The following is a 23,266-nucleotide window of genomic DNA, read 5'->3' on the forward strand; positions in this document are numbered from 1 at the left end:
TCGGTGCCCCCTCCAGCCAGCGGGTTCCAACCTTTCCAGAATAGGACGGCGAGGGTCGCGGAGGGTCGATTGCGGCAAGCCGCGTGCGGACGAGAACGGTTGCGATTCGGTGACAGGTCTCGCCGGACCACCGGTGCCGATCGATACTGGAACGCATGTCGATGACAGGCAAGGTGGGTGGCGCGGCAGTGGCGGCGTCGGCACTGGCCGCGTCGGTGCTGCTGCTCACCGGCTACGGCTCCGATCCGCCGAGCCAGCACGGTGACTGCAATGCGCGGATCCGGTTCCACGACACGGTCTTCCGCAGCCACAACCTGGTCAACGAAGCCACGCCCGTCAAGGACGAAGCGATCGGGACCGGGGAGGTCGTCGGCTGCGACCTCGACGTCGTCGATCACGTTGCGGTGCACAAGGTGCAGGGCGTCGACCCCGGCCTGGCGATCGCAGTGGTGGGGGAGCAGTGGCCCGGGGTGTATGTGCGCGAAGGCACCAAGCCCAGCGACTGGCCGACGCAACTCAGGACGCGGACGTCCTGAGCGAACGCCGAGATCCGGGCCTCAGCTGCTCCGACCGGCTTTGTGGACGGCGATGAGGTCGACATAGACATCCGCGTTGCGCCGGAGCCGGGCGAGATCTTCCTCGCCGAGCGAGCGCCGGACCTTGCCCGGCACTCCGGCGACCAGGGACCCCTCCGGGATCTGGGCGCCCTCGGGAACGACCGTGCCGGCGGCGATGAGCGAATTCGCCCCGACGACAGCCCCGTTGAGCACCCGAGCACCCATGCCGATCAGCACGTTGTCGCCGACGATGCAGCCGTGCACTGTCGCGTTGTGCCCGACCGACACGCCTTCACCCATCCGCAACGGGCTGCCGCGGTCGGCGTGCAGGCTGCAGTTGTCCTGGATGTTGGAGCGCGCGCCGATCTCGATGGATTCGAGGTCGCCGCGAAGCACTGCGCCATACCAGATGCCTACCTGGGGACCCAGCGTCACCGCGCCCACCACGGTCGCACCGGGTGCGATCCACGTCGACTCGTCGACCGTTGGTGTCTTGTCCTGGATCCGAATCACCGTCACGGAATGCACAGTAGCTGCTGCCGTTGCGCCAACGGTGTCGAATTCGATGGGATGGCTCCGATGTAGCAGTGGAGGGACGAAGGACGTTCCCCGTCGACGAGGAGCAACTCGCATGAAGTTCGTGATCCTGATCCACTCGAACCCGCAGCCGTGGGCCCACCCGACCAGCGACCACACCGTTGAATACCAGGCGCTGCCGCAGCAGCAGAAGGACGAGCTGGGCACTCACTGGGACGAGGTGTTCGGGGAGGCCGACGCCAACGGTGAGGTCGTCTACGGCTGCGCCCTGGGTGATCCGCGGTCCTCGCGGGTATTCCACTACGACGGTGCACCGGTGCCCAGCGACGGGCCGTATGCCGAGGGCAAGGAGCACCTGGCCGGCTTCTTCCTGGTCGACGTCGCCAGCCGGGAGCGCGCCGAGGAGATCGCGGCCGCGTTCTCCTGCCCGGGTGACACGATCGAGCTGCGCCCGACGATGCAGCCCGGCTGCGAGGCCTGAGTCGAGCCGCAGGTCGTGAACGCCGTGCCGCCCACCCGGATCGAGGAGGTATGGCGCCGCGAGGCGCCGCACGTCCTTGCCGCGCTGCTGCGCGGTGGCAGGCCGCTCGCGGATTGCGAGGACGCGGCCCAGGAGGCCATGGTCGCCGCACTCCAGCAGTGGCCCGGTGACGGGATCCCGCGCAACCCGCGCGGTTGGCTGATCCGGGTGGCGGCGCGCCGTCTCATTGACACCCACCGCAGCGACAGCGCCCGTGCCCGCCGCGAACTGCACGACGCGTACGTCTCCGAGCAGGACCGCGCGGTCACCTGGTCCGATCGCAGCGGCGACCGGGACGACTCCCTGCAGCTGCTCATCCTGTGCTGTCACCCCGGCCTGGCTCCCGGAGCTGCCGTCGCACTGACGCTGCGCGCCGTCGGCGGCCTGACCACCCGCCAGATCGCCGCCGGCCTGCTCATCCCCGAAACCACTGCCGCGCAACGGATCACACGTGCCAAGAAGACCCTCACGCAGAGCGGCGCTCGCTTCGCGTCGGCGCCCGCGGCGGAGCTGCCGCAGCGGGTGCACGCCGTGCGTCATGTGCTGCACCTGACCTTCACCGAGGGCTCATCCGCGACGGCGGGACCGGAGCTGATCGACACCGGTCTGACCCGCGAGGCGATCCGGCTCACCGACCGACTACATCGTGCGCTGCCGCGTGACACAGAGACCAGTGGCCTGCTCGCCCTCATGCTGCTCGTCGACGCACGTAGCCGAGCCCGTATCCGGGACGGTGCCCTGGTGCCGCTCGCCGAGCAGGATCGCTCGCGGTGGGACCGGGCGCAGATCGACCGGGCCGTCGAGCTTCTCAAGGAAGCGCTACGGCGGGGGCCCGTCGGGCCGTTCCAGCTGCAGGCCGCGATAGCCGCCGTGCACGCGACGGCAACCACGTTCGCCGACACCGACTGGCCGCAGATCCTGCAGCTGTACCGCATGCTGCAGAACGTCGCACCCAGTGCTGCCGTCGATCTCGGCGCCGCCATCGCACTCAGTGAGGTCGACGGGCCACGCGCCGGCCTCACCGCGCTGGACGGCCTGTTGGCGGATCGGCCAAGCGACCACCGCGCCATCGCGGCGCGCGCCCACCTCCTGGAGGCGGTCGGCGACCCGGACGCGGCCGGCTGCTTCGATCAGGCCGCGGCGCTGACCGACTCCATCCCCGAACAGCGCTACCTGCACGCGAAGGCGGCGCACCTGCGGGCGTGAAATCGCCTACTGTTGCGCTGATTCCACCAGCCGGTACTTCTGCACCTTCCCCGTCGTGGTCGTCGGCAGGTCCTCCGCGCTGGTCACCACGAAGTGCCGTGGGACCTTGTACGGCGCCGGTCTCCCCGGTGAGCAGGTCCTCGACCTCCTTGGGCGCGACCAGTTCGCCACCCACCTTGAACAGCTCACGTGCGCGGCCGGTCAACCGCAGGTAGCCGCCGTCGTCGATCATCCCCAGGTCACCGCTGCGCAGCCAGCCGTCGGCGTCCAGCATGCGCGCCGTCTGCTCGGGGTCCCGGTGGTAGGCACGGGTGACGATCGGTCCGCGGGCCGCCAGCTCACCCTCGGATCCCGGCGCCAGGGGAGTCCCGGTGAACGGATCGAGGGTGCGGTATTCGGCCAGCCGACCGTCGAGTCCTGCGCTTGCGGCGATGCCGCCGAGCTTGGGCACTCCCACCGTGTGCGACACCACCTCCAACGGGTCCCCCGGAAGGGTCAGCGCGGTCGCAGCGGACACCTCCGTCTGCCCATAGCCAGTGAAAACCGTTCGGGGTGCCAGCTGTTCGTGCACGCGCTCCCACAGCCACACCGGAGCAGGGGCCGCGGCGGAGAACACCGACTCCAGGCTGCCCAGGTCGTACTTCGCCTTGGCCGCCTGCTCGACCACGCCGACCGACATGGTCGGCACGAGCAGCACCTCGCTGGCGCGGTGGTGCTGCATCGCCTCCAGCAGCCCGGAGGAGCTGAAGACCAGCCGCGGGACCACCGCACCGCCGACGAACATCGCCGCGACGAGTCCTTCGATGTAGCCGAAGACGTGATACATCGGCAGCGAGAAGCAGACGCGCCAGCCGTCGTCGAACCCCCGGTGGTATGCGGAGCCGTACCCGCTGCGCAGCACCATGTCGTGCGTGAGTTCGGCCGCGACCGGGTGACCGCTGGTGCCGGAGGTGAAGACCACGTCGAGCGGTGAGTCCGGGTCGATCGCCTCCGTCCGAGCCCGCACCACGTCCTCCGCGACCCGTGAGCCGCGATCTGTCAACGCGGCCAGATCCGTTGCACCGGAACGGTTCCCGTCGACGAGCACCACCTGTCGGAGCGCGGGCAGGTCTGCGGTGTCGACACCCGCCTCCCAGCCGGGCGCGATCTGGTCCAGGGCCGCGAGGAAGTCGGTGGCCAGGGACCGGGAGATAGTCACCAGCACCGCCACCTGGGCGTGCCGCAGCGCCGCCGCGAGTTCGGTCGCCTTGTAGGAGAAGTTCAACGGCACCGCGACCGCGCCGACCCGTGCGACGGCCAGCTTGAGCGCCACCAGCTCGGGGCGGTTGTCGACCAGCAGCCCCACGGGCTCCCCGGGCGCGACACCCAGGTCGATCAGCCCACGCGCCAGCCGCATCGACCAGTCGCGGAGGTCGGCATACGTGTAGCCGGCCTCGTCGGTCAGCACGAACGGGCGGGCGGCATCGCGTTCGAGCACAGTGTCGAACCGCGCGGCCAGACTGGTCGGACGCCACTGCCCCCAACGGTGTTCGAGCGCAGCACGGCGCTCGTCGATCACGGAAGCCATACTTTCCGTTATAGACCCGACATCTTCTGATCGACAGAGTCGGACGCGCCACAACGTTCCTCCGTCGTGCTCACATGAGGCCCGCGCATTCCCAGTTAGGAGAGTTAGGGAGATTTAGCAAAAACGCCTAAACCATCCTAACTTCACCCCCTGACCACACCGGTTCTCGTCAGCGTAGGTCCTGAGCCTCAGAGTCGCGGGGTGCGCGGCGGCACGATGCGCCGCGGGCCGAGCGCCTCGAACGCCGCGGCCAGCTGCAGCAGCGCGGTGTCGTCATACGCCCGCCCGGCGAACGTCAGCCCGACGGGCATCCCGATGTCGGCCATGACTCCCAGCGGGACGGTGACGGTCGGGATGCCGAGGTGCCGGATCGCCAGGTTGCCGTTGGCCACCCAGGTGCCGTTGCGCCAGGCGAGGTCCGCGGACGCCTCGTTGACGTCGCTGTCGGCGGGACCGACGTCCGCGACCGCCGGGAAGATCACCGCGTCCAGCCCGTTGGACGCCAGCCACTCCTCGAGGTCCACCTGCCGGGTGCGCTCCAACCCGGCCAGGCCGTCCGGGAGCGTGGGCAGGTCGTCGAGCGTGGTGCCCGGGTGGGTGCGCACCCAGTTCGGGTAGGTGGCGATGTCGTCCGGGAAGCCGGTGTACCGGTCGAGCACTCCCGGTGGCTGCGGGAAGATCGTGGTGCCGTCGACCGAGGCGAGCGTGGGCAGTCCCGGGTCGCCGTTCGCGGCCAGGAAGTCCTCCCACGACCACGGTGAGAGCGCGTTGATCTCCTCGCTGAGGAACTCTGGAGTCACGAACCCTCGCGTGCCGATGGTGGGCGCGCCGGCCCGGTCGCCTTCGTAGTTGGAGATGACCGGGAAGTCGACCTCGACCACCTCGGCGCCCGCGGCCTGCAGCTCCGCGCGGGCCGTCTCCCAGAGATCGATCACCGAGCCGCGGGTCTCGATGCGCTCGCCGGTCGGCCCGCCGATCGTCGTGCCGGTGCCCGCGTCGGGGTCCGCGTTGAGGTACATGCGCGGTATGCCGAGTCGCTTCCCGGCAAGCGAAATCCCTTCGCGCAGCGCGACATACGACGGTGGTCGTACGCTCGAGGACGCGGGGATCGACACCCACGGCTGCACCCGCCAGAAGTCCCCGCGTGTCTCGGCGTCGTCGGCGACGATGACGTCCAGCACCTCCAGCAGGTCGGCCATGGTCCGGGTGTGCGGCACCACGACGTCCATCGTGGGCACCAGCGGCCAGTTGCCGCGCACCGAGATCACGCCGCGCGACGGCGTGTAGGCGCACAGCCCGTTGTTCGACGCCGGGCCGCGCCCGCTGGACCAGGTCTCCTCACCCAGCCCGAACGCGGCGAAGCTCGCGGCGGTCGCCGTGCCCGAGCCGTTGGAGGATCCGGACGCGAACGGCGCGGTGAGGTAGTCGGCGTTGTACGGACTCTCGGCGCGTCCGTAGAGACCGCGCTGCATGCCGCCGTTGGCCATCGGCGGCATGTTCGTCAGCCCGAGGCAGATCGCGCCGGCGCCGCGGAGCCGCTCGACGGTGAACGCGTCGCGCTGCGCCACCAGGTCCGCGAACGCCGGGCTGCCGGCGGCGGCGGTGAGGCCCTTGACCAGGTAGCTGTCCTTGGCCGTGTAGGGGATGCCGTCCAGCGGCCCCAGCGTCTCGCCGCGCGCCCGCCGCCGGTCGGATGCCTCGGCCTCGGCCCGCGCCTGCCGGTTGGGCACGATCACGGCGTTCAGCGCGGTCGCCGTGTCCGGGCCGTCGTACGCCGCGATGCGTGCCAGGTAGGCGTCGACCAACTCGATCGCCGTCGTCTCGCCCGACTCGAGCGCGGCGTGCAGGTCGCTGATGGAGCGTTCGACGACGTCGATCATGGGGCTTCTCCTACCGCTGGGGGATCGCTTAGGACGGGTCCGCAGCCATTGTCGACCACGGCGCAAGCGTGCGGTGCCGTTCCGGCGACACCGCACGCTCCGGAGGGTCGGCCCGGCTCAGTTACGCCAGGTGTCGTTCACCGACGCGGCCGTGCCGGACGGCGTGACCGTCCGGTTGCTGCCGGACTCCCAGGTCACCGAACCGTCCGCGTTCTTGCGGATGTACTTGTACTCGACGGCGGTCCCGCTGGTCAGTGACACGGTGGACTTCCACACCGGGTAGGTGGCCGCGGACAGGGCGACCGCCTTCGAGGTGTCCCACGAGCCGAGCGCCGGAGTGTTCCCGACGACGTAGATGTTCTGCCCCCAGATCGTCGTTGCGTTGACGGCGAACGTCTCGGCGGTGGTGCCGTCGTCCGAGCCGCCGCCGGAGTCACCGCCGGTCGTGGTCTTGGCGACATCGATGGCCAGGGCGCTCTGCGCGGGCACCGTCGCGGTGAACGTTCCGTCCGCGCCCACGGTCACGGCGTGCGACGAGTCGCAGGTGTCGGAGGCGGGGTCCGTGGACACGACGTCGCAGTAGGTGCCTGCCGGCAGCGAGGTCTGGAACGTGTGGGTGAGGGCACCGTCCTCGTGGTTGATCACCACGAATCCCTTGTCCCCTCGGCCGAAGGCGATCTGGTTGTTGCCGTCGTCCCACCAGTTGTTCACGGCGCTGTCGCCAACGGCGTTGTGGAAGCCGACCATGCCGGCGATCGGTTGCTCGGAATGCACACAGAGCCAACCATTTTCGCCGCACACCGCGTCCTCGACGTGACCTGTCGAGTCGACCGCTGGTCCGGCGTCGGTGTTGGTGAACGAGTACCCCGACTGGATGCTCGGCGACCCGTCGGGGAACGCGAGCATGAACGTGTTGGCGAGCGTGTATGCCGCACCGTCCTTGTAGCTGAGCGTTGTGCCGTTGCGCTCGGTGTCGTGGTTGGACACGAAGACACTGGCGTGCTCACTGGGCAGGATCCCCCACGAGGTGCCGAACGACTCCAGGTTCTTGATCTGCCCGGACCCGAACTGGCTCTTCAGCTGGGAGGCGTAGGCGAAGTCGTGGACGTCACCCGTCGCGTAGTAGTCGGACGCCGGGACGGTGCTGTCGGAGATGACCTCCTGCGCCCAGTAGACGTTCGGGTCGGTCAGTTTCGCCTTGATGGCCTGCAGGTCGGCGTTGTTCACATGCTTGGCGGCATCGATCCGGAAACCGCTGACGCCCAGCGAGAGCAGGTCGTTCATGTACCCGGCGATCTTGCCGCGCACGTAGTCGCTGCCGGTGTCGAGGTCCGCGAGCCCGACGAGCTCGCAGTTCTGCACCTCGCTCTTGTTGCTCCAATCGGTGATGTCGTGGCGGCAGGAGTGGAAGTCGTTGTCGCTGTAGAGGCCCGGGTAGTTGTACTTCGAGAAGCTCTCACCCGCGATCGAGGTGGCACCCGCGCTGCCCGTGCCGGTCATGTGGTTGACGATGGTGTCGACGATGACCTTCACGCCGGCGTCGTTGCAGGTCTGCACCATGGCGGCGAACTCCTGCCGGGTGCCCTCCTTGCCGTTCAGGTTGTAGCTGACCGGCTGGTATGACGTCCACCACTGGTCCTGCAGTCGCGGCTCGTCGGTCGGCGGCGACACCTGGACGTAGCCGTAGCCGTCCGGCCCGAGACTGTCGGTGCATTCCCGGGCCACCGATTTCCACGGCCACTGGAACAGCACGGCGGTGACGTTCTTCTGTCCGGGCGCGGTGGCCTGGGCGCTCGGTGCGCTCGCGGTGGTCGCGATGCAGGCGAACGATCCGGCGAGCAGGGTCGTGGTGAGCGCGGCGCCGACCCGCCGCCCGGCGCGACGCGATCGGTGATGCCTTGATCTGCGGTTGTTCAGAAGCATCGAGCTTCCTTCCGTCGTGCGCGCCGGCCGCCGTGGATCGGTCGGCCGGCGCGCGGGTGCATGGACACGGCCGCGGTGGTTCGCGTCAGGTCATGAGCGAACACGTCACCGGTGGAACTTGCAGCGGCTGTGCAAAACGTGCAACACGCGGCGGCTACCATAACGAGGTTCTGCCCGGCCGTCCAGGGGTGCGGCGTGTCGCCTCGCGCAGCTGAGACTCCCTACAACACAACGGTTTTACCCGGTGCTTACCGTTCGATGACCAACCGACTCACGTCCGGTGGAAGGCCGCCCTTGCAGCGCCCGAGTGCCCTGCAAGAAGTCTGCAAGATTTGCGCCCGGATGGGGCGGAGCCGTCGAGCCGGGACCGTCCGGGCTGCAAGCCCCGCTTGCACTCCGGACCGTCGCGTCAGTGGCCGGTGAGGAAGGACAACACCTTGCCCAACCTTGCCGGGCGGTGCGTCAGCCGCTCCTCGTGGTCGGCCCAGTTCGCCACCTGCAGCCCGGCGTTGATGCCGAGCCAGCGCAACGGCTCGGGCTCCCAGTGCCGGGAGCGGTGCTGCACCCAGGGAAGCTCCGCGATGGCGGTGTGCCGGCCGGTGACCAGTTCGGCGACGGTGCGGCCGCCCAGGTTGCTCAGGGCGACGCCGTCGCCGACATACCCTCCCGACCAGCCGAGCCCGGTCGCCGGGTCGAAGCCGACGCCGGGTTGCCAGTCGCGGGGGATGCCGAGCGCGCCGCCCCAGGCATGCGTGAACTGCACGTCGTTCAGCACCGGAAACATCTGGCGCAGTGCGGATCTCAGGATCTCGAAGACTCTCGGGTCCTCGTCGAAGCCCGGCCGGATCCCCGACCGGAAGTGGTATGGCGCCCCGCGCCCGCCGAAGACCAGCCGACCGTCGACGCTGCGCTGACCGTAGACGATCACGTGCCGGTGCTCGCTGAACGTCTCCGCGCCCGCCAGCCCGATCCGGCTCCACTGGTCCGCACCGAGCGGCTCGGTCGCCACGATCAGCGAGTAGACCGGCGCCACCTGACGGGTCGACCCGGGCAGGTGTGACGTCCAGGCCTCGGTCGCGCGGATGATGTTGCGCGCACGGATGGTCGGCCCGGCGGCCGTGCGCGCGACCCGCGGCTCGATGGAGGTGACCCGCGTGCTCTCGGCGATGCGGCCGCCCAGTCGTTCCACCGCGCTCGCGACGCCGTTCACCAGCCGGCGCGGCTGCACCCGGCCGCAGTGCGGGTTGTAGGTGGCGCCCAGGGTGCCGGTGGCGGCAAGGCGTTCCCGCGCGGCGTCCCGCTCCAGGAACTCGACGCCCAGCCCCCAGTGCTCGGCGTGGGCCACCTCGGCCCGGGCGCGGGACAGCTGCGCCCGGCTGCGCGCGACCACGACCGTGCCGCCCCGGTGGAAGCCGCAGTCGATGCCTTCGGCGGCCACGACCCGGCCGACCTCGGTCACGCTCTCGCGCAGTGCGGCGTACTGATCGCGGGCCGCGGCATCCCCGTGCGCGGCCGCCAGTCGCTCGGGCGGGGTCGGGTAGAGCGCGGACACCCAGCCGCCGTTGCGGCCGCTCGCGCCGAAGCCGACGTGCTCGGCGTCGACGACCAGCACCGACAGCGTCGGGTCGGTCCGCAGCAGGTAGTAGGCCGACCAGAGCCCGGTGAAGCCCGCTCCGACGATGCACACGTCGACCGTCGTGTCGTCGGTGAGCGCGGGTCGGTGCACCGGCGGGATGCCGTCCCACCAGAGGGGTCGTGCCGTCATACCCCTGATCGTGACGTATGACGCCGACGGTTGACAAGAGCATCTGCCACGAATTCCGTCGTCGAAATCCGATCTATGGACGATTTCAGTGATTTTTTCGGCAAGTCTTCACGAGAACCGTTGCGTGGGGCTATGGTGTCTGCTCATCAGAAGGACTGTGCCTTCACCCATGAACGATGGGAGCTGACGATGACCAGTCAGGCCGATGAGCAGCAACGAGACACTGCCTCGGAGGTGAGCGCCGCGGCCATCGACCTGCGCGGCATCGAGAAGACGTTCTTCTCCAAGAGCGAGACGTTCCAGGCGGTCAAACACCTCGACCTGACCATCGGGGAGGCCGAGTTCTTCAGCCTTCTCGGGCCCTCCGGTTGCGGCAAGACCACCACCTTGCGGATGATCGCCGGTTTCGAGGAACCCACGGCGGGCGAGATCCTGCTGCACGGCAAGAACATGGTGGGCGTCCCGCCGTACAAACGCGACGTCAACACCGTCTTCCAGAGCTACGCGCTGTTTCCGCACATGACGGTCGAGCAGAACGTCGCCTTCGGCCTGGAGCGCAAGCGGATCGACAAGGCCGAGGTGCGCACCCGGGTGGGCGAGATGCTGGAGATCGTCGGCCTCGGCGAGCGCGGCAACCGCCGGCCGCAGCAACTGTCCGGTGGTCAGCAGCAGCGCGTCGCGCTTGCCCGGGCCCTGGTCAACCGGCCCAGCGCCCTGCTGCTCGACGAACCGCTCGCCGCCCTGGACCTCAAGCTCCGCCAGGCGATGCAGGTGGAGCTGAAACGCATCCAGCGCGACGTCGGCATCACCTTCGTCTTCGTCACCCACGACCAGGGTGAGGCTTTGACGATGAGCGACCGGATCGTGGTGATGAACAACGGGTTGATCGAGCAGGTCGGCAACCCGCAGGAGCTCTACGAACGGCCCAAGACCCGTTTCGTCGCAGGCTTCCTCGGCACCTCGAACATCATGGAGGGCACGGTCACGGGGTATGACGACGGCGTCGCGCTCATCGACGCCGGCGCCGACGGCCGGGTGCTCGTGCCGACCGACACCGCATCGGTCGGCGAGCGCATCACGGTCAGTGTGCGGCCGGAGAAGATCGTGCTCTCGCACGACGAGCCGACCGCCGGCGACCGCCAGTGCAGGGTGCAGGGCACCGTCGCGGAGATGGTCTACCTGGGCACCTCCAACACCTACGAGGTGCGGCTCAACGGCGGGGAGAACCTGACGGTCCTGGAGCAGAACGGCTCGACCGCGGAGGCCACCGCGCGCCGCGGTGACAGTGTCTGGCTCAGCTGGCGGCCGCAGCATTCGCTGCACCTGGTCGGCGCGGCCGGGGAGGGTGGCGCCGATGACGCCGGTTGACCCCACCCCGAGCGGTATGGCGCAGCTGCGTGGTCTCACCCAGCGTCGCTTCAGCCGCCGCGACCTGCTGCAGGCCGCGGGGCTGCTCGCCGGGGCCGGGCTGATCGCGGGCTGCTCGGTGCCGGGTGCGCGCGCGAGCGTCATACCCGAGGGCTACTGGGACGACAAGAAGCCGAGCAAGTACCTCGACTGGGCGAACTGGCCGCTCTACCTGGACGTGGGGAAGGAGAACGGCCGGACGGTCCACCCGTCGCTGGTGGAGTTCACCAAGAAGACCGGCATCAAGGTCAAGTACGAAGAGGTCATCCAGGACATGGACTCCTTCGTCGGCACGATCCGGCCGGTGCTCGCCTCGCACCAGGCCACCGGCTACGACCTGATGGTGCTGACCAACGGCATCTACCTCACGCAGATGAAGGAGCTGAATTACCTCGTCCCGCTTGATCATTCGCGGATGCCGAACTTCTTCAAGTATGCCGACTCGACGTCCAAGAACCCGACGTACGACCCGGGGAACAAGTACACCGTGCCGTGGCAGTCGGGCATCACGGGCATGGCGTACAACCCGAAGTACGTCAAGCGGCCGATCACCAGCTTCGACGACCTCTTCGACCCGGCGTTCAAGGGCAAGGTCGGCATGTTCGCCGACAACCAGGACCTGCCCAACTTCGCGCTGGTCGGCATCGGCGTCGACCCGGCCAAGTCGACCGAGGCCGACTGGCGGCGCGCCGCGGAACGCCTGAAGCAGCAACGCGATCAGGGCCTCGTGCGGGCGTACTACCAGCAGGACTACATCTCACCGTTGTCCAAGGGCGACCTCTGGGTCACCATGGCGTGGTCCGGTGACATCTTCCAGGCCAACGCCTCCACGCCCGGCCTGGACCTGAAATTCGTTGTCCCCAAACAGGGTGCGGTCGTCTGGACCGACAACCTGTGCATCCCGCGCTACTCGAACAACCCGGTCTCGGCGATGGAGTTGATCAACTTCATGTACCAGCCGGAGATCGCCGCGATGGTCGCCGAGTACGTCAACTACTTCACCCCGGTGCCGGATGCGAAGAAGTACATCCTCGCCGACGCCAAGGCGGCCACGAAGAAGGCCGACCGGGAGGAGCTGCTCGAGATCGCCGAGAGCCCGCTCGTGTTCCCCACGAAGGCAATGGAATCCAAGCTCTACCGCTACGCCACGTTGAAGCCGGAGGAGGTGCCGGTATGGAACCAGATCTTCGAGCCGGTCTACGAGTCGTGATGAACCCGGGTCGGTGCGCACAGCCGGGAGCGGTCCGATGAGTGGCGCGGCGGTCGACGACGACGTCAAGGTCGGGGCGCTCCGGCAACGCTTCGGGCGGTTGACCGGATACTGGCTGGCCCTGCCGGGCGGGCTGTGGCTGGCGATCTTCTTCGTCATACCGATGATCTACCTGCTGTCACTGTCGCTGATGACCGGGAACTTCATCGACGGCTTCACCCAGAAGTTCCACGTCTCGACCTACTGGCACACGATCAGCCTCTACCACGACCAGTTCATCCGGTCGATCATCTACGCCGTGATCGTCACTCTGCTGACGATCCTTTTGGCCTACCCGATGGCCTACTGGATCGCGATGCGCGGCGGCCGGAACAAGTCGACCTACCTGCTGATCATCCTGCTGCCGTTCTTCGTGTCGTTCGTGATCCGCACCCTGCAGTGGCAGTTCATCCTCGCCGACAACGGGTTCGTCCTCGGCACCCTGAAGGACCTGCACCTGGTCGGCAGCGACTTCCACCTGCTGGCGACGCCGATCGCGGTCGTCTGCGGATTGACCTACAACTACTTGCCGTTCATGGTCTTGCCGCTCTACGTGTCCATCGAGCGGCTGGACCCGCGACTGATGGAGGCCGCCAACGACCTCTACGCCAGCAAGCTGCAGGCGCTGCTGCGGGTGGTCCTGCCGCTGACCGTTCCCGGCATCTTCGCCGGGGTGCTGATGACCTTCGTGCCGGTGGCCTCCGACTTCGTCAACGCCCAGCTGCTGGGCGGTGCGAAGACCACGATGATCGGCAACGTCATCTACACGCTCTACCTCACCAACAACGACTACGCCGCCGCGTCGGCGCTGTCGTTCACCCTGATGGGCGCGTTGCTGATCGGCATCTTCGCCTATGCGCGAGCGCTCGGCACCAAGGACGTGATGGAGGCGGCGGCGCTATGACGACCACCGACACGACACCCGTCACGCGGCCGAGCGTGCAACGCAAGCCGAAGCGCAAGTGGACCTACTACATCCTGCCGGTCTACACCTGGGCCGTCCTGTTCTACCTGTGCCTGCCGATCTTCGTGATGATCCTGTTCGGCTTCAACGACACCAAGGGCCGGTACAACATCACCTTCCAGGGGTTCACCCTGAAGTGGTACAAGGAGCTCTTCGCGATCGACGGGCTGACCAACGCGCTGGTCAACTCGCTCACCATCGCGGTCATCGTCACGGTCGTGTCTGTCGTGATCGGCGGCGCCCTGGGTCTGGCGCTCGGGCGGTACCGGTTCCGCGGCAAGGGCGCGGTGTCGCTGGTCGTCTTCGCCCAGATCGCCACCCCCGAGCTGGTGCTGGGCACCTCGCTGTTGTCGCTGTTCCTGACGCTGAACGTGCCGCGCGGCTACTTCACGATCCTGTTGGCGCACATCATGTTCTGCATCCCGTTCGTGGCTGTGACGGTGCAGGCCCGCGTTGCGGGGCTGGATGGTTCGCTCAAGGAGGCGGCGCTCGACCTGGGCGCGACGCCTGCGGTCGCATTCCGCAAGGTGACGCTGCCGATGATCATGCCGGGCATCCTGGCGGGCGCGCTGTTGTCGTTCGCCCTGTCGATCGACGACTTCGTCACCACCAGCTTCAACGCGGGTCAGACGGTGACGTTCCCGCTGTGGGTGTATGGCGCGTCGCGCCTCGGCATCCCGGCGCAGGTCAACGTGATGGGGACGCTCATCTTCCTCTTCGGCCTCGTGCTGGCGGCATACAGCATCCTGGCCGGGCGCCGGAAGAAGGACTGACCGCGCCCGATGACCACGATCGACGCCCGGATCGGTGCCGCACGCCGTAGCCCGTTCTGGCTGGAGCCCCGCGCGACCGGACGCCCGGCCACCGCTCGACGGTGATGCCTCCTGCGAACTCGCAGTGGTCGGAGGCGGGTTCAGCGGGCTCTGGGCCGCGCTGCTGGCCAAGGAGGCGAACCCCGACAGGGACGTGGTGCTGCTCGAGGGCGGCCGGCTGGCGTGGGCCGCGACCGGCCGCAACGGCGGCTTCTGCGCGGCCAGCCTCACCCACGGCTACGACAACGGCGTCAGCCGGTTCGGGGAGGAGGCGCAGACCGAGCTGGACCGGCTCGGCGCAGTCAACCTCGACCAGATCGAGGAGACCGTGCACCGTTACGGCATCGACTGCGCCTTCGAGCGCACCGGAGAGGTGGACGTCGCGACGCAGCCGCACCAATTGGTCGACCCCGCAACGCTTTCCGACGAGGTCTACCTGGACCGGGACGCGGTGCGCGCCGAGCTGGACTCGCCCACCTTCCTCGGCGGGGTGTGGGACAAGCACGGCGTCGCGATGCTCGACCCGGCCCGGCTCGCCTGGGGTCTGGCGGATGCCGCGGAACGGCTCGGCGTGCGGATCGTGGAGCAGACGCCGGTGCGTGAGCTGCACAAGGCCGACGGTGGCATCGAGCTGGTGACCGAGCGCGGCACCGTGCGGGCGGAGCGAGTTGCGTTGGCGACCAACATCTTTCCCCCGCTGCTGCAGCGGCTGCGGCTCTTCTGTGTCCCGGTCTACGACTACGTGCTGGTGACCGAGCCGCTGTCCGGCGAGCAGCTCGCCGCCATCGGCTGGCAGCACCGGCAGGGCTTCGGGGACAGCGGCAACCAGTTCCACTACTACCGGCTCACCGCGGACAACCGCATCCTGTGGGGCGGGTACGACGCGATCTACCACTTCGGTCGGCGGCTGAAGGCGGAGTATGACGACCGCCCCGCGACCTACCGGAAGCTCGCCGAGCACTTCGACACGACGTTCCCGCAGCTGGCGGGCATCGGTTTCAGCCATCGCTGGGGCGGCGCGATCGACACCTGCACCAGGTTCTGCGCGTTCTTCGGTGCGGCATACGACCACCGGGTGGCGTACGCGCTGGGCTACACCGGCCTCGGCGTCGGCGCCACCCGCTTCGGGGCGCAGGTGATGCTCGACCTGCTCGACGGTGTCGAGACCGAACGCACCCGCACCCCGCTGGTCCGGACCAAACCGTTGCCGTTCCCGCCGGAACCGTTGGCGTTCCTCGGGATCGAGGCAACGCGCCGGTCCCTGGCGCACGCTGACGCGCACCAGGGACGCCGCAATCTGTGGTTGCGGGCTCTCGACCGGGTCGGGCTCGGCTTCGACTCCTGAGTCACGCCGGAGCCAGCGGCTCCTGAAACTCGGTCGTCCGAGGAGGTTCGGTGGCAACTCCGGCCGAAACCGAGAGTGACAAGCTCGCGCGCGTCGTGACCTCGCCGCAAGCGATCGGGTGCCACATTCGTTCGCGTAAACAGCCCATCAGAACGGGCATGACCGCGATACTCGTTTACGAACGGGCGCACCCCTGGCGCCCGGGACGAGGAGGCACGAGATGGGCCAGCAGGCTCCGATCAGTCGACGTACGGTGCTGCGCGCGGGAGGGGTGATCGGCGGCAGCATGGCGCTCGGCATCGCATCGACGCAGCCGGCGCAGGCGAGTCCGCCGTGGTGGGCCAAGCTGTCGCTGAGCCAGCAGGTCGGCCAGCGGGTGATCTTCTCCTACCCGGGAGCGGACCCGTCGGACGACATGATGCAGCTGATCAAGGACGGGATGGTCGGTGGGCTGATCTTCTTCGGTGAGAACATCCCCAGCCTGTCGCACATCGCCGACGTGGTGACCGAGCTGAAGGCGGCACATGCTCAGAGCCCGACGAGTTCGTCGCCGCTGTTGCTGATGACAGATCAGGAGGGTGGCTACATCCGTCGGTTGCGCGGGCAGGAGCCGGTTCTCTCGGAGAAGAAGATCGGGGAGTCCGCGGATCCGCTCGACGAGGCGACGAAGGCCGGCGCGGGAGCGGGTGCCGCGCTCAAGGCGGTCGGGATGAACCTCAACCTGGCACCGGTCGAGGACGTCTATCGGGAGGAGGGCAACTTCGACGACCAGTGGGAGCGTTCGTACAGCTCCGACCCGGTGGCGTGCGGGACCCTCGGTGCGGCGTTCGTGCGGGCCCAGCAGGCGACGGGCGTCGCGGCTACGGCGAAGCACTATCCGGGCCTGGGTTGGGCCACCAGCGACGAGAACACCGACCTCGGTGTCGTCACCCTCACCCAGTCGGCCGCCGAGATCCGCGCCGTCGACGAGTTCGCGTTCACTCCCGTCATCCGCGCGGGCGTGCAGCTGGTGATGACCTCGTGGGCCGTCTACCCGGCGATCGATCCGGTCTACCCGGCGGGGCTGTCCAAGACCTTCGTCGAGCGCGAGTTGCGCGGCCGCCAGCGCTTCTGCGGCGTGACGATCACCGACGCCCTCGAGGCCGGTGCGCTCGACCCGTTCGGCGACACCGGTGAGCGGTCCGTGCTGGCCGCCGAAGCCGGCATGGACCTGTTGCTGTGCTCGGGCCGCGACGTCGGCCAGGGCGAGGCAGCCGTGAGCGGGGTGGCCGACGCAGTGCGCAGTGGCCGCCTCAACCCGGGTCACTTCAAGATCGCGCTGCGCCGCGTCCGCCGGCTGCGGGACGGGCTCGGCTGAGCGAGCGTTCCCTGAGAAGCCCGGAGCCCCAGGCCGACTCGACCCGCACCGACAGTTCACCCGCGATTCGTTCGGGTGTCAGCCGGTGTTCGAGGAGCACTCGGGTGCCGGCGTTACCGTCGGCGTCCCCGTCACTCGACCCCACCGGATCGGTATGCCACTTCCCAACTTCCTCGTTGTCGGTAGTCAGAAGAGCGGCACCAGTTGGCTCCATCGCAGCCTCGAGCGCTCACAGCAGATCTTCGCGTCCGAGGTGAAGGAGCTGAACTTCTTCAACCAGACGAAGTTCGACGCCCCAGAGAAGGTCGCCGCCTTCCGGCAGCACTTCCCCCAGGAGGAACTGCCGGGGGTCCGCTACTACCTGGAGAGCACGCCGCACTACTTCAAGTCCGACCTCACGACCGCCAGGAACATCCGGGCCATGCTGGGCACGCCGAAAATGGTTGCAGTCTTTCGTCATCCGGTGGAGCGATACGAGTCGGCATACATCCACCACATGATGAAGGGCCGCTTCCCGTACGCCCCGACCATCGACAACGTCACCGACGATTACCGGATCCTGTCCTTCGGCCGATACGCCGAGACGCTGGAGGGTTGGTGGACGATCCACCCGCAGCTCAAGCCGATGCTCTACGACGATCTGGTCAGGGACCCGGTCGCGTTCGTCGGCGAGGTCATGGACTATCTCGGCCTCGAGTCCGATCTGACGCCGGGCGACCTCGCGTTCCGGGCCAACGACAAGCAGGAGAAGAAGGCGGAGCTGGGGTCGCACTGGAAGGAACTGCCGATGCTCACTCGACGTGTCCGGCGCCTGCTGTTCGAGGAGTATGACGCGGACACGCGCCGGCTGCAGGACTTGCTCGGTCGCGACCTCAGCGGATGGCGGCGCGCGTAGACCAGCCCGAGTACTTCCAATAGCGATCTCGTGAGAACTGCGGTATGCCTGAGAGGTCCTACGCGCGGTGGGATGTATGCCGACAAGGAGACGCGACATGGCAACAAGCGGGCTCGTCCCACCGTTCGACCGGGACAGCGCGATCGCGAAGGTGCGGGCTGCGGAGGATCTGTGGAACACGCGGGACCCGGAGAAGGTCGCGGCGGCATACGCGCCGGACAGTCGGTGGCGCAACCGCACCACCTGGGTCACCGGCCGCGACGAGATCGTCGCCTTCCTGATCCAGAAGTGGGACCGCGAGCGGGACTACCGGCTGATCAAGGAGATGTGGGCCTTCGGCGGCAATCGGATCGCGGTGCGGTTCGCGTCCGAATGCGTTGGCAAGGACGGGCTCTGGTACCGCTGCTACGGCAACGAGCAGTGGGAGTTCAACGACCAGGGTCAGTGCCAGTTCCGCCATGCCAGCATCAACGACCTGCAGATCGACGAAGCTGACCGGCTCTACCACTGGGACGCCCCCGGCCCACGCCCTGCGGATCATCCGGGGCTGAGCGACCTCGGCCTCTGACCGGTCAGGCGTGCTTGACCGAGAGGAGTACGAACCGACGGACAGGAGTGGCAATTTCGCCCATGCTCATACTCCTGTCGGTCACGTTGTACTCCTCTCGGTCGTGTGTTGTCGTCCCCACGCTCGGCGTCCAGTCGGCGAACGGCCTGTCTCAGCGGCACCTCGGGTGAATACATTGGAGAGTCGCCGATCAACGAGGAGCATCACGTGTCAGCCACCGCACACCGCCACCGCGAGCAGGTGACTGCGTCCGGCGTGGTGGCGCAGGCCGCGAGGAACATCGAGGGGTTCGCGGTGCGCACGCCGCTGCAGCCCAACGACCGCCTCGGCGCGTTGGTCGACGCCACGGTGCTGCTCAAGCGCGAAGACCTGCAACCGGTGCGGTCCTACAAGATTCGCGGCGCCGTCAACCTGATCCGCGGACTCAGCGAGGAGGAGCGGTCGCAAGGAGTCGTCTGCGCCAGCGCCGGCAACCACGCGCAGGGTGTCGCGCTGGCCTGCGCCGAGCTCGGCGTCCGGGCCCGAATCTACTTGCCCCGCAACACCCCTCGGCAGAAGCGTGACCGGGTCAATCAGCTCGGCGGCGAGCACGTCCGGCTCATCCTGCACGGTGACACCTACGACGACGCGTCCAAGGCGGCCGTGCTGGACGCTTCCCGCACCGGCGCCACGCTGGCGCCGGCGTTCGACGACCCGCGGGTGATCGCCGGGCAGGGCACCGTCACCCGCGAGATCCTGCAGGAGCTCGGTCGCGCACCCGACGTCCTCCTCGTCCCGGTCGGTGGCGGCGGGCTGTTGGCGGGGGCCCTGCTCGCGCTCGCCGAGGCACCGCCGGAGTTCGAGGCGGACCGATGCCGGGTCGTCGCCGTGGAGCCGGTCGGTGCGGCGAGCCTGCAGGCCGCGCTCGCGGCGGGCGCGCCGCTGGACCTGGGGGAGATCGACACGTTCGCCGACGGCACCGCGGTGCGCAAGGTCGGCGAGCATCCCTTCGAGATCATCCGCCCGTCCGGTGTCGAGGTCGCCACCGTGGAGACCGGGGCGATCTGCCAGGAGATGCTGCGGCTCTACCAGTCCGACGGCATCATCGCCGAGCCGTCCGGCGCCATGTCGATGGCCGACCTGGATCGCCGTGGCATCACGCCGGGTTCGACGGTCGTGGCGATCCTGTCCGGCGGCAACAACGACGTGAGCCGGTATGCCGAGGTCATCGAGCGGGCCCTCGTCCACGAGGGACGCAAGCACTACTTCCTCGTCGACTTCCCGCAGGAGCCGGGCGCGCTGCGCCGTTTCCTGTCGGACATCCTCGGGCCGGACGACGACATCACGTTCTTCGAGTACGTCAAACGCAACAACCGCGAGTTCGGACCCGCGCTGGTCGGTGTCGAGCTCGGGGATCCGGAGTCGCTGGACGCGCTGCTGGCCCGCGCCGAGGAGTCCCCGCTCGTGGTGGATCCGCTGCCGCCGGACAGCCCGATGCTGCGCTACCTCTTCTGAGCGCGGGTCACTCGGCAGCGTTGCCGGAGGTCGCCGCAGGCTCCGCGGTGAAGCTGTGCATCGCGTCCAGCACGCTTCGTACCAGAGGGATTTCGTGGCTGCGGTAGATCCCGGTGCCGCCGAGATGCGCCAGCGCCGCGAAGAAGCCCTCGGCGCTGCGGAACTGGTCCTCGAAGATGTCGAACGCGTGCGGGAGTGCATGGCAGACCGGGACACCGAGCTGACGCAGCCGGAAGCTGTGCAGCAGCGCGGTCGCCTGGTACTGCGCGCGGGCACGTTGGTCGTGCAGCCGGAAACCGAAGCCGAGCCCCGGGTCGATGGCCAGGCTGGTCACCCCGAGCCGCCGGGCCCGCTCGATCCGCTCGCCGAACAGTTCCAGCATCCGGGGGATCGGGTCCGGGTCGACGTCCTCACCGGTGAGGGCGCGCGCGTTCGGGCCGAGCACGTGGCACAGCACGACGCTCGCGCCATACTCCGCAGCGAGGGTGAACATGCGGTCGTCGTCGTCCGAGCCGGTGAGGTTGAGCACGCACGCTCCGGCCGCCAGCCCGGCCCGGGCGACCGGCTCCCGGTAGGCCTCCACGGACACCGGGATGCCGTCGGCGGTGAGCTGCTCCACCACCGGCGTCAGGAGGTGTTCCTGGTCCTCGTCGTCGGCCCGCGCCGCGGAGGCGCGACTCGACTCGGCGCCGACGTCGATCAGCTGCGCCCCCTCCGCCGCCTGCACCCTGCTCTTGCGAACCGCCGATTCCGCACTGACAGCGATGCTTTCGCGGTATGACGAGTCGCGTGACAGGTTCACCACGCCCATCAGCACCGGGTCGTTGACCGTGTCGATCTCCTCGCCGCCGACACGGAACGGGGCGACCGGGGCATCTAGGTCCGCGGCGTGCTGCTCGGCCAACTGGGCCAGCGCGGCGAGCGTGATCATCGGACCGCCAGGTAACGCATCATCAGTGCGCCGTCGCCCTGCAGCACGTGCGCCAGTTTGAAGGAATTCACCTGTGCGAGAGCCGGGGTCGGCGGCGAGGTGGCTGTGCCGGCGAAGACCGGGCTGACGGTGATGTCGGCCTCGTCCACCAGGCCGGCGCCGACCAGGTCGCGCAGCAGCCGCGGACCGCCCTCACACACGATCCGGGGCAGGTCACGGTCGACGAGCGCATCCACGATCGCGGTCGGTGTGATGTCGTCCATCGCGACAACGGTGGCATGCTCGCCGGCGATCGCCAGCTGGCTGCGATCCGCGTGCGTCGAGGTGACCACCAGCGGCCGGACGGCCGATTCGCGCCATACCGGAAGGTCCCACGGCAGATTCAGGGATGCACTGACCACCACGATCACCGGTGCCGGCGCCTGACCGGACGCCGCGCGGCTCGCAGTGTCGGCCGGCTTCGCCCGCATCGGCGTGTACTGCTCGGCGCGCATCGTGCCGGCGCCGATCAGCACGGCATCCGCGTGACGGCGGACCGCGTTGAAGACCAGTTGGTCGGCCGGCGAGGACACCGACCCGCTCAACCCGTCGGGGCCGGTCGCGGCACCGTCCAGCGTGGTGACCATCATCGCCCGCACCCACACCCGGGCGTCCGGCCACGGGTATGCCGCGGCCACCTCCTCGCCGGTCAGTGGGTCGCCGCCGGTCAGCGGGAGCGGACCGTACACGTCCTCTGCGTCAGACACTCTTGCAACCTACCTGCCGCGCCCAGGTGTGACGTACACCCGCCGCGGTCAGGGCGGCTACCAGCACCGGAAGGTCAGGAGCAGAACAGCAACCCGTGCGACGACTTCAGACTCAGCACGCGATGCACGGAGGCGTTGACCTGCTTGGTGAACGCCGGGCTCGACGTCATCTTCGCCAGGATCGCCTTCTCCATCGCGGGGATCTCGTGCGCGTCACCGGTGAGCGCGATGTCACCGCCGGCGGCGATGAATCGCACGGCACGCTGGCCGACCGAGACGTGTTGCACCGCAACGGCACTCAGCGAGTCACTGACGACAACACCCTTGAAGCCGAGCTGGCCGCGCAACAGCGTCGTGATGATCTTCTGGGAGAAGGCCGCCTGGTTGGCCGAGTCGATCTTCGGGTACCAGGCCAGCCCGACCATCACCATGCCGGCGCCGGCCTTGATGCCGGACTTGAACGGAGCCAGGTACGGGTCCGAGGTGGTCGCCGTGTTGTCCGTGATGCCGGTGCTCGACGTGTCGGTGTTGTTCTTGATCCGGCCGAGTCCGGGGAAGTGCTTCAGCGTCGCGACCTCGGTGCGTGAGTTGAGGCCGTGGACGATGTTGGTCACTGCCCGGGAGACGGTGCCCGTGGTGTACCCGTACTCACGGTAGTAGTGGCCGATCGGGCCGTTGCCGGTGCCGAGCGACTTCGGGACGGTGTCGGTCACCGGGGCCAGGTTGACGTTGACCCCGACGTCCCGCAGTTGCTGCCCCACGAGGGCGCCCGTCGACGTCTGATGCGCCGAGGACCACGTCCCCTGGGTCAGTGCGGTCGGCAGCTTGGTGAACCCGGTCCCCGTCAACTGCTGCACGTAGCCGCCCTCCTGGTCGGCGCCGATGAGCAGCGGGACGTTGCCGGTCCAGGCGTCGGACGTCAGGCCCTGATTGGCGTCCGTGATGTGCCCGACCGTGCCGTCGCCGCTCCAGCCGCCGAGGAAGAGGAGGTTGCCCACGTGGTCGTACTTCATCAGCGCGTGCACGTAGCTCTGGTTGTTCGACTCCAACCCGACCATGAACAGCTGCCCCACCCGCTGCGCCTTGGTCAGGTGGTTGAACGTCTGCGTGACGCATGCCGACCCGGTCGGGCCGAACGCCTCCAACGCCTTCCAGTTCAGCCGGTCGACGACACCGGTCACGTTCAGGTGCCGCGGGCTCTGGAAGCGCTCGACCGCTGCACGGGTCGCCGCGCCGAAGTCTCCGTCGGCGCCGGCCGACCCGACCGAGTAGCCGTGTTGGATGAGCAGCTGCTGGGCGCGCTTCACGCACGCGCCCGTGCTGCCGTAGTAGATGACCGGATGCGTCGTACAGCTGGTCGCGGCCGTGCTGCGATCCGCCGCGTGCGAGGGCTGTGCCGCCCCGAGCGTCATACCGACCGTTGCGATGGCGAACGTGGCGCCGAGCGCCACTGGCCGCCCCCCGAGCTTCTTCATGATGTGTCTCCTCCGATGAGTGCTCACTGGGTATGACGTCTCGGGGCCCGTCCCGGTTGTCCCACGGC

General features: G+C 68.5%; 19 protein-coding genes and 1 pseudogene. 12 read left to right on the top strand and 8 right to left on the bottom strand.

Features of this window, described 5'->3' with window-relative positions; translation table 11 throughout:
• Nucleotides 1-155: 155 nt before the first annotated feature.
• Nucleotides 156-536, top strand: coding sequence for a hypothetical protein (locus FHU39_RS18685; RefSeq protein WP_183322207.1), 381 nt, complete (start codon nucleotides 156-158; stop codon nucleotides 534-536).
• 21 nt (nucleotides 537-557) lie between these two features.
• On the opposite strand, the gene FHU39_RS18690 is transcribed toward FHU39_RS18685, so the two are convergent.
• The gene (locus FHU39_RS18690) at nucleotides 558-1,076 is read right to left on the bottom strand and encodes a gamma carbonic anhydrase family protein (RefSeq protein WP_343066002.1); all 519 of its coding nucleotides are present in this window, start codon (nucleotides 1,074-1,076) and stop codon (nucleotides 558-560) included.
• A 112-nt stretch (nucleotides 1,077-1,188) separates the two neighbouring features.
• Between FHU39_RS18690 and FHU39_RS18695 the strand changes: the two genes are divergently transcribed.
• On the top strand, nucleotides 1,189-1,575 hold the full coding sequence (locus FHU39_RS18695; RefSeq protein WP_183322209.1) for a YciI family protein: 387 nt from the start codon (nucleotides 1,189-1,191) through the stop codon (nucleotides 1,573-1,575).
• Between the two features lie 15 nt (nucleotides 1,576-1,590).
• Complete coding sequence (locus FHU39_RS18700; RefSeq protein WP_343066003.1) at nucleotides 1,591-2,820, top strand: RNA polymerase sigma factor; 1,230 nt, start codon at nucleotides 1,591-1,593, stop codon at nucleotides 2,818-2,820.
• A gap of 310 nt (nucleotides 2,821-3,130) precedes the next feature.
• Here FHU39_RS18700 and FHU39_RS24400 read toward each other — a convergent pair.
• From FHU39_RS24400 to FHU39_RS18720, 4 genes and pseudogenes are all read right to left on the bottom strand, one after another.
• A pseudogene (locus tag FHU39_RS24400) lies at nucleotides 3,131-4,387 on the bottom strand (AMP-binding protein); the annotation flags it as partial.
• 188 nt (nucleotides 4,388-4,575) lie between these two features.
• Nucleotides 4,576-6,267: an amidase gene (locus FHU39_RS18710; RefSeq protein WP_183322210.1), complete on the bottom strand. Its 1,692-nt coding sequence runs from the start codon at nucleotides 6,265-6,267 to the stop codon at nucleotides 4,576-4,578.
• 117 nt (nucleotides 6,268-6,384) lie between these two features.
• Nucleotides 6,385-8,190 carry a carbohydrate-binding module family 20 domain-containing protein gene (locus FHU39_RS18715; protein WP_183322211.1) on the bottom strand — a complete coding sequence of 602 codons (1,806 nt, stop codon included), beginning with the start codon at nucleotides 8,188-8,190 and terminating at the stop codon, nucleotides 6,385-6,387.
• Nucleotides 8,191-8,599: 409 nt separating this feature from the next.
• Nucleotides 8,600-9,955, bottom strand: coding sequence for an NAD(P)/FAD-dependent oxidoreductase (locus FHU39_RS18720; RefSeq protein ID WP_183322212.1), 1,356 nt, complete (start codon nucleotides 9,953-9,955; stop codon nucleotides 8,600-8,602).
• 189 nt (nucleotides 9,956-10,144) lie between these two features.
• Between FHU39_RS18720 and FHU39_RS18725 the strand changes: the two genes are divergently transcribed.
• The 9 genes from FHU39_RS18725 (at nucleotide 10,145) to ilvA (ending at nucleotide 20,046) form a co-directional block, all read left to right on the top strand.
• The gene (locus FHU39_RS18725; protein WP_183322213.1) at nucleotides 10,145-11,323 is read left to right on the top strand and encodes an ABC transporter ATP-binding protein; all 1,179 of its coding nucleotides are present in this window, start codon (nucleotides 10,145-10,147) and stop codon (nucleotides 11,321-11,323) included.
• Entirely contained in the window at nucleotides 11,310-12,572 is a 1,263-nt protein-coding gene (locus FHU39_RS18730) for a polyamine ABC transporter substrate-binding protein (RefSeq protein ID WP_221185680.1), read from the top strand. Before FHU39_RS18725 ends, FHU39_RS18730 begins: the two co-directional genes overlap by 14 nt.
• Before the next feature lie 37 nt (nucleotides 12,573-12,609).
• Entirely contained in the window at nucleotides 12,610-13,515 is a 906-nt protein-coding gene (locus tag FHU39_RS18735) for an ABC transporter permease (protein WP_183322214.1), read from the top strand.
• Complete coding sequence (locus tag FHU39_RS18740) at nucleotides 13,512-14,348, top strand: ABC transporter permease (RefSeq protein ID WP_183322215.1); 837 nt, start codon at nucleotides 13,512-13,514, stop codon at nucleotides 14,346-14,348. Before FHU39_RS18735 ends, FHU39_RS18740 begins: the two co-directional genes overlap by 4 nt.
• Before the next feature lie 34 nt (nucleotides 14,349-14,382).
• Nucleotides 14,383-15,732, top strand: a complete 1,350-nt coding sequence (locus tag FHU39_RS18745) for an FAD-dependent oxidoreductase (RefSeq protein WP_183322216.1) — start codon at nucleotides 14,383-14,385, stop codon at nucleotides 15,730-15,732.
• Between the two features lie 220 nt (nucleotides 15,733-15,952).
• On the top strand, nucleotides 15,953-17,089 hold the full coding sequence (locus FHU39_RS18750; RefSeq protein WP_183322217.1) for a glycoside hydrolase family 3 N-terminal domain-containing protein: 1,137 nt from the start codon (nucleotides 15,953-15,955) through the stop codon (nucleotides 17,087-17,089).
• A gap of 154 nt (nucleotides 17,090-17,243) precedes the next feature.
• A complete protein-coding gene (locus FHU39_RS18755; RefSeq protein WP_183322218.1) occupies nucleotides 17,244-17,984 on the top strand; it encodes a sulfotransferase family protein in 741 nt (246 codons plus the stop codon).
• Between the two features lie 97 nt (nucleotides 17,985-18,081).
• The gene (locus FHU39_RS18760; RefSeq protein WP_183322219.1) at nucleotides 18,082-18,552 is read left to right on the top strand and encodes a nuclear transport factor 2 family protein; all 471 of its coding nucleotides are present in this window, start codon (nucleotides 18,082-18,084) and stop codon (nucleotides 18,550-18,552) included.
• Nucleotides 18,553-18,759: 207 nt separating this feature from the next.
• Nucleotides 18,760-20,046, top strand: coding sequence for a threonine ammonia-lyase IlvA (gene ilvA / locus FHU39_RS18765; protein WP_343066005.1), 1,287 nt, complete (start codon nucleotides 18,760-18,762; stop codon nucleotides 20,044-20,046).
• Between the two features lie 7 nt (nucleotides 20,047-20,053).
• On the opposite strand, the gene FHU39_RS18770 is transcribed toward ilvA, so the two are convergent.
• From FHU39_RS18770 to FHU39_RS18780, 3 genes are all read right to left on the bottom strand, one after another.
• Nucleotides 20,054-20,977, bottom strand: coding sequence for a dihydropteroate synthase (locus FHU39_RS18770; protein WP_183322220.1), 924 nt, complete (start codon nucleotides 20,975-20,977; stop codon nucleotides 20,054-20,056).
• A complete protein-coding gene (locus tag FHU39_RS18775) occupies nucleotides 20,974-21,723 on the bottom strand; it encodes a dihydrofolate reductase family protein (RefSeq protein ID WP_183322221.1) in 750 nt (249 codons plus the stop codon). Before FHU39_RS18775 ends, FHU39_RS18770 begins: the two co-directional genes overlap by 4 nt.
• A 74-nt stretch (nucleotides 21,724-21,797) precedes the next feature.
• Nucleotides 21,798-23,198 carry a glycoside hydrolase family 3 N-terminal domain-containing protein gene (locus FHU39_RS18780; RefSeq protein ID WP_183322222.1) on the bottom strand — a complete coding sequence of 467 codons (1,401 nt, stop codon included), beginning with the start codon at nucleotides 23,196-23,198 and terminating at the stop codon, nucleotides 21,798-21,800.
• Nucleotides 23,199-23,266: the final 68 nt, after the last annotated feature.

Origin of the sequence: Flexivirga oryzae (assembly GCF_014190805.1) — a bacterium.
GTDB classification, from domain to species: Bacteria; Actinomycetota; Actinomycetes; order Actinomycetales; family Dermatophilaceae; genus Flexivirga; species Flexivirga oryzae.

What these genes read in the sequence shown, in the direction of transcription:
- FHU39_RS18685 (WP_183322207.1), top strand. Translation starts at nt 156, where the DNA reads ATGTCGATGACAGGCAAGGTGGGTGGCGCGGCAGTGGCGGCGTCGGCA.
- FHU39_RS18695 (WP_183322209.1), top strand. Translation starts at nt 1,189, where the DNA reads ATGAAGTTCGTGATCCTGATCCACTCGAACCCGCAGCCGTGGGCCCAC.
- FHU39_RS18710 (WP_183322210.1), bottom strand. Translation starts at nt 6,267, where the DNA reads ATGATCGACGTCGTCGAACGCTCCATCAGCGACCTGCACGCCGCGCTC.
- FHU39_RS18715 (WP_183322211.1), bottom strand. Translation starts at nt 8,190, where the DNA reads ATGCTTCTGAACAACCGCAGATCAAGGCATCACCGATCGCGTCGCGCC.
- FHU39_RS18720 (WP_183322212.1), bottom strand. Translation starts at nt 9,955, where the DNA reads ATGACGGCACGACCCCTCTGGTGGGACGGCATCCCGCCGGTGCACCGA.
- FHU39_RS18725 (WP_183322213.1), top strand. Translation starts at nt 10,145, where the DNA reads ATGACCAGTCAGGCCGATGAGCAGCAACGAGACACTGCCTCGGAGGTG.
- FHU39_RS18730 (WP_221185680.1), top strand. Translation starts at nt 11,310, where the DNA reads ATGACGCCGGTTGACCCCACCCCGAGCGGTATGGCGCAGCTGCGTGGT.
- FHU39_RS18735 (WP_183322214.1), top strand. Translation starts at nt 12,610, where the DNA reads ATGAGTGGCGCGGCGGTCGACGACGACGTCAAGGTCGGGGCGCTCCGG.
- FHU39_RS18740 (WP_183322215.1), top strand. Translation starts at nt 13,512, where the DNA reads ATGACGACCACCGACACGACACCCGTCACGCGGCCGAGCGTGCAACGC.
- FHU39_RS18750 (WP_183322217.1), top strand. Translation starts at nt 15,953, where the DNA reads ATGGGCCAGCAGGCTCCGATCAGTCGACGTACGGTGCTGCGCGCGGGA.
- FHU39_RS18755 (WP_183322218.1), top strand. Translation starts at nt 17,244, where the DNA reads ATGCCACTTCCCAACTTCCTCGTTGTCGGTAGTCAGAAGAGCGGCACC.
- FHU39_RS18760 (WP_183322219.1), top strand. Translation starts at nt 18,082, where the DNA reads ATGGCAACAAGCGGGCTCGTCCCACCGTTCGACCGGGACAGCGCGATC.
- FHU39_RS18770 (WP_183322220.1), bottom strand. Translation starts at nt 20,977, where the DNA reads ATGATCACGCTCGCCGCGCTGGCCCAGTTGGCCGAGCAGCACGCCGCG.
- FHU39_RS18780 (WP_183322222.1), bottom strand. Translation starts at nt 23,198, where the DNA reads ATGAAGAAGCTCGGGGGGCGGCCAGTGGCGCTCGGCGCCACGTTCGCC.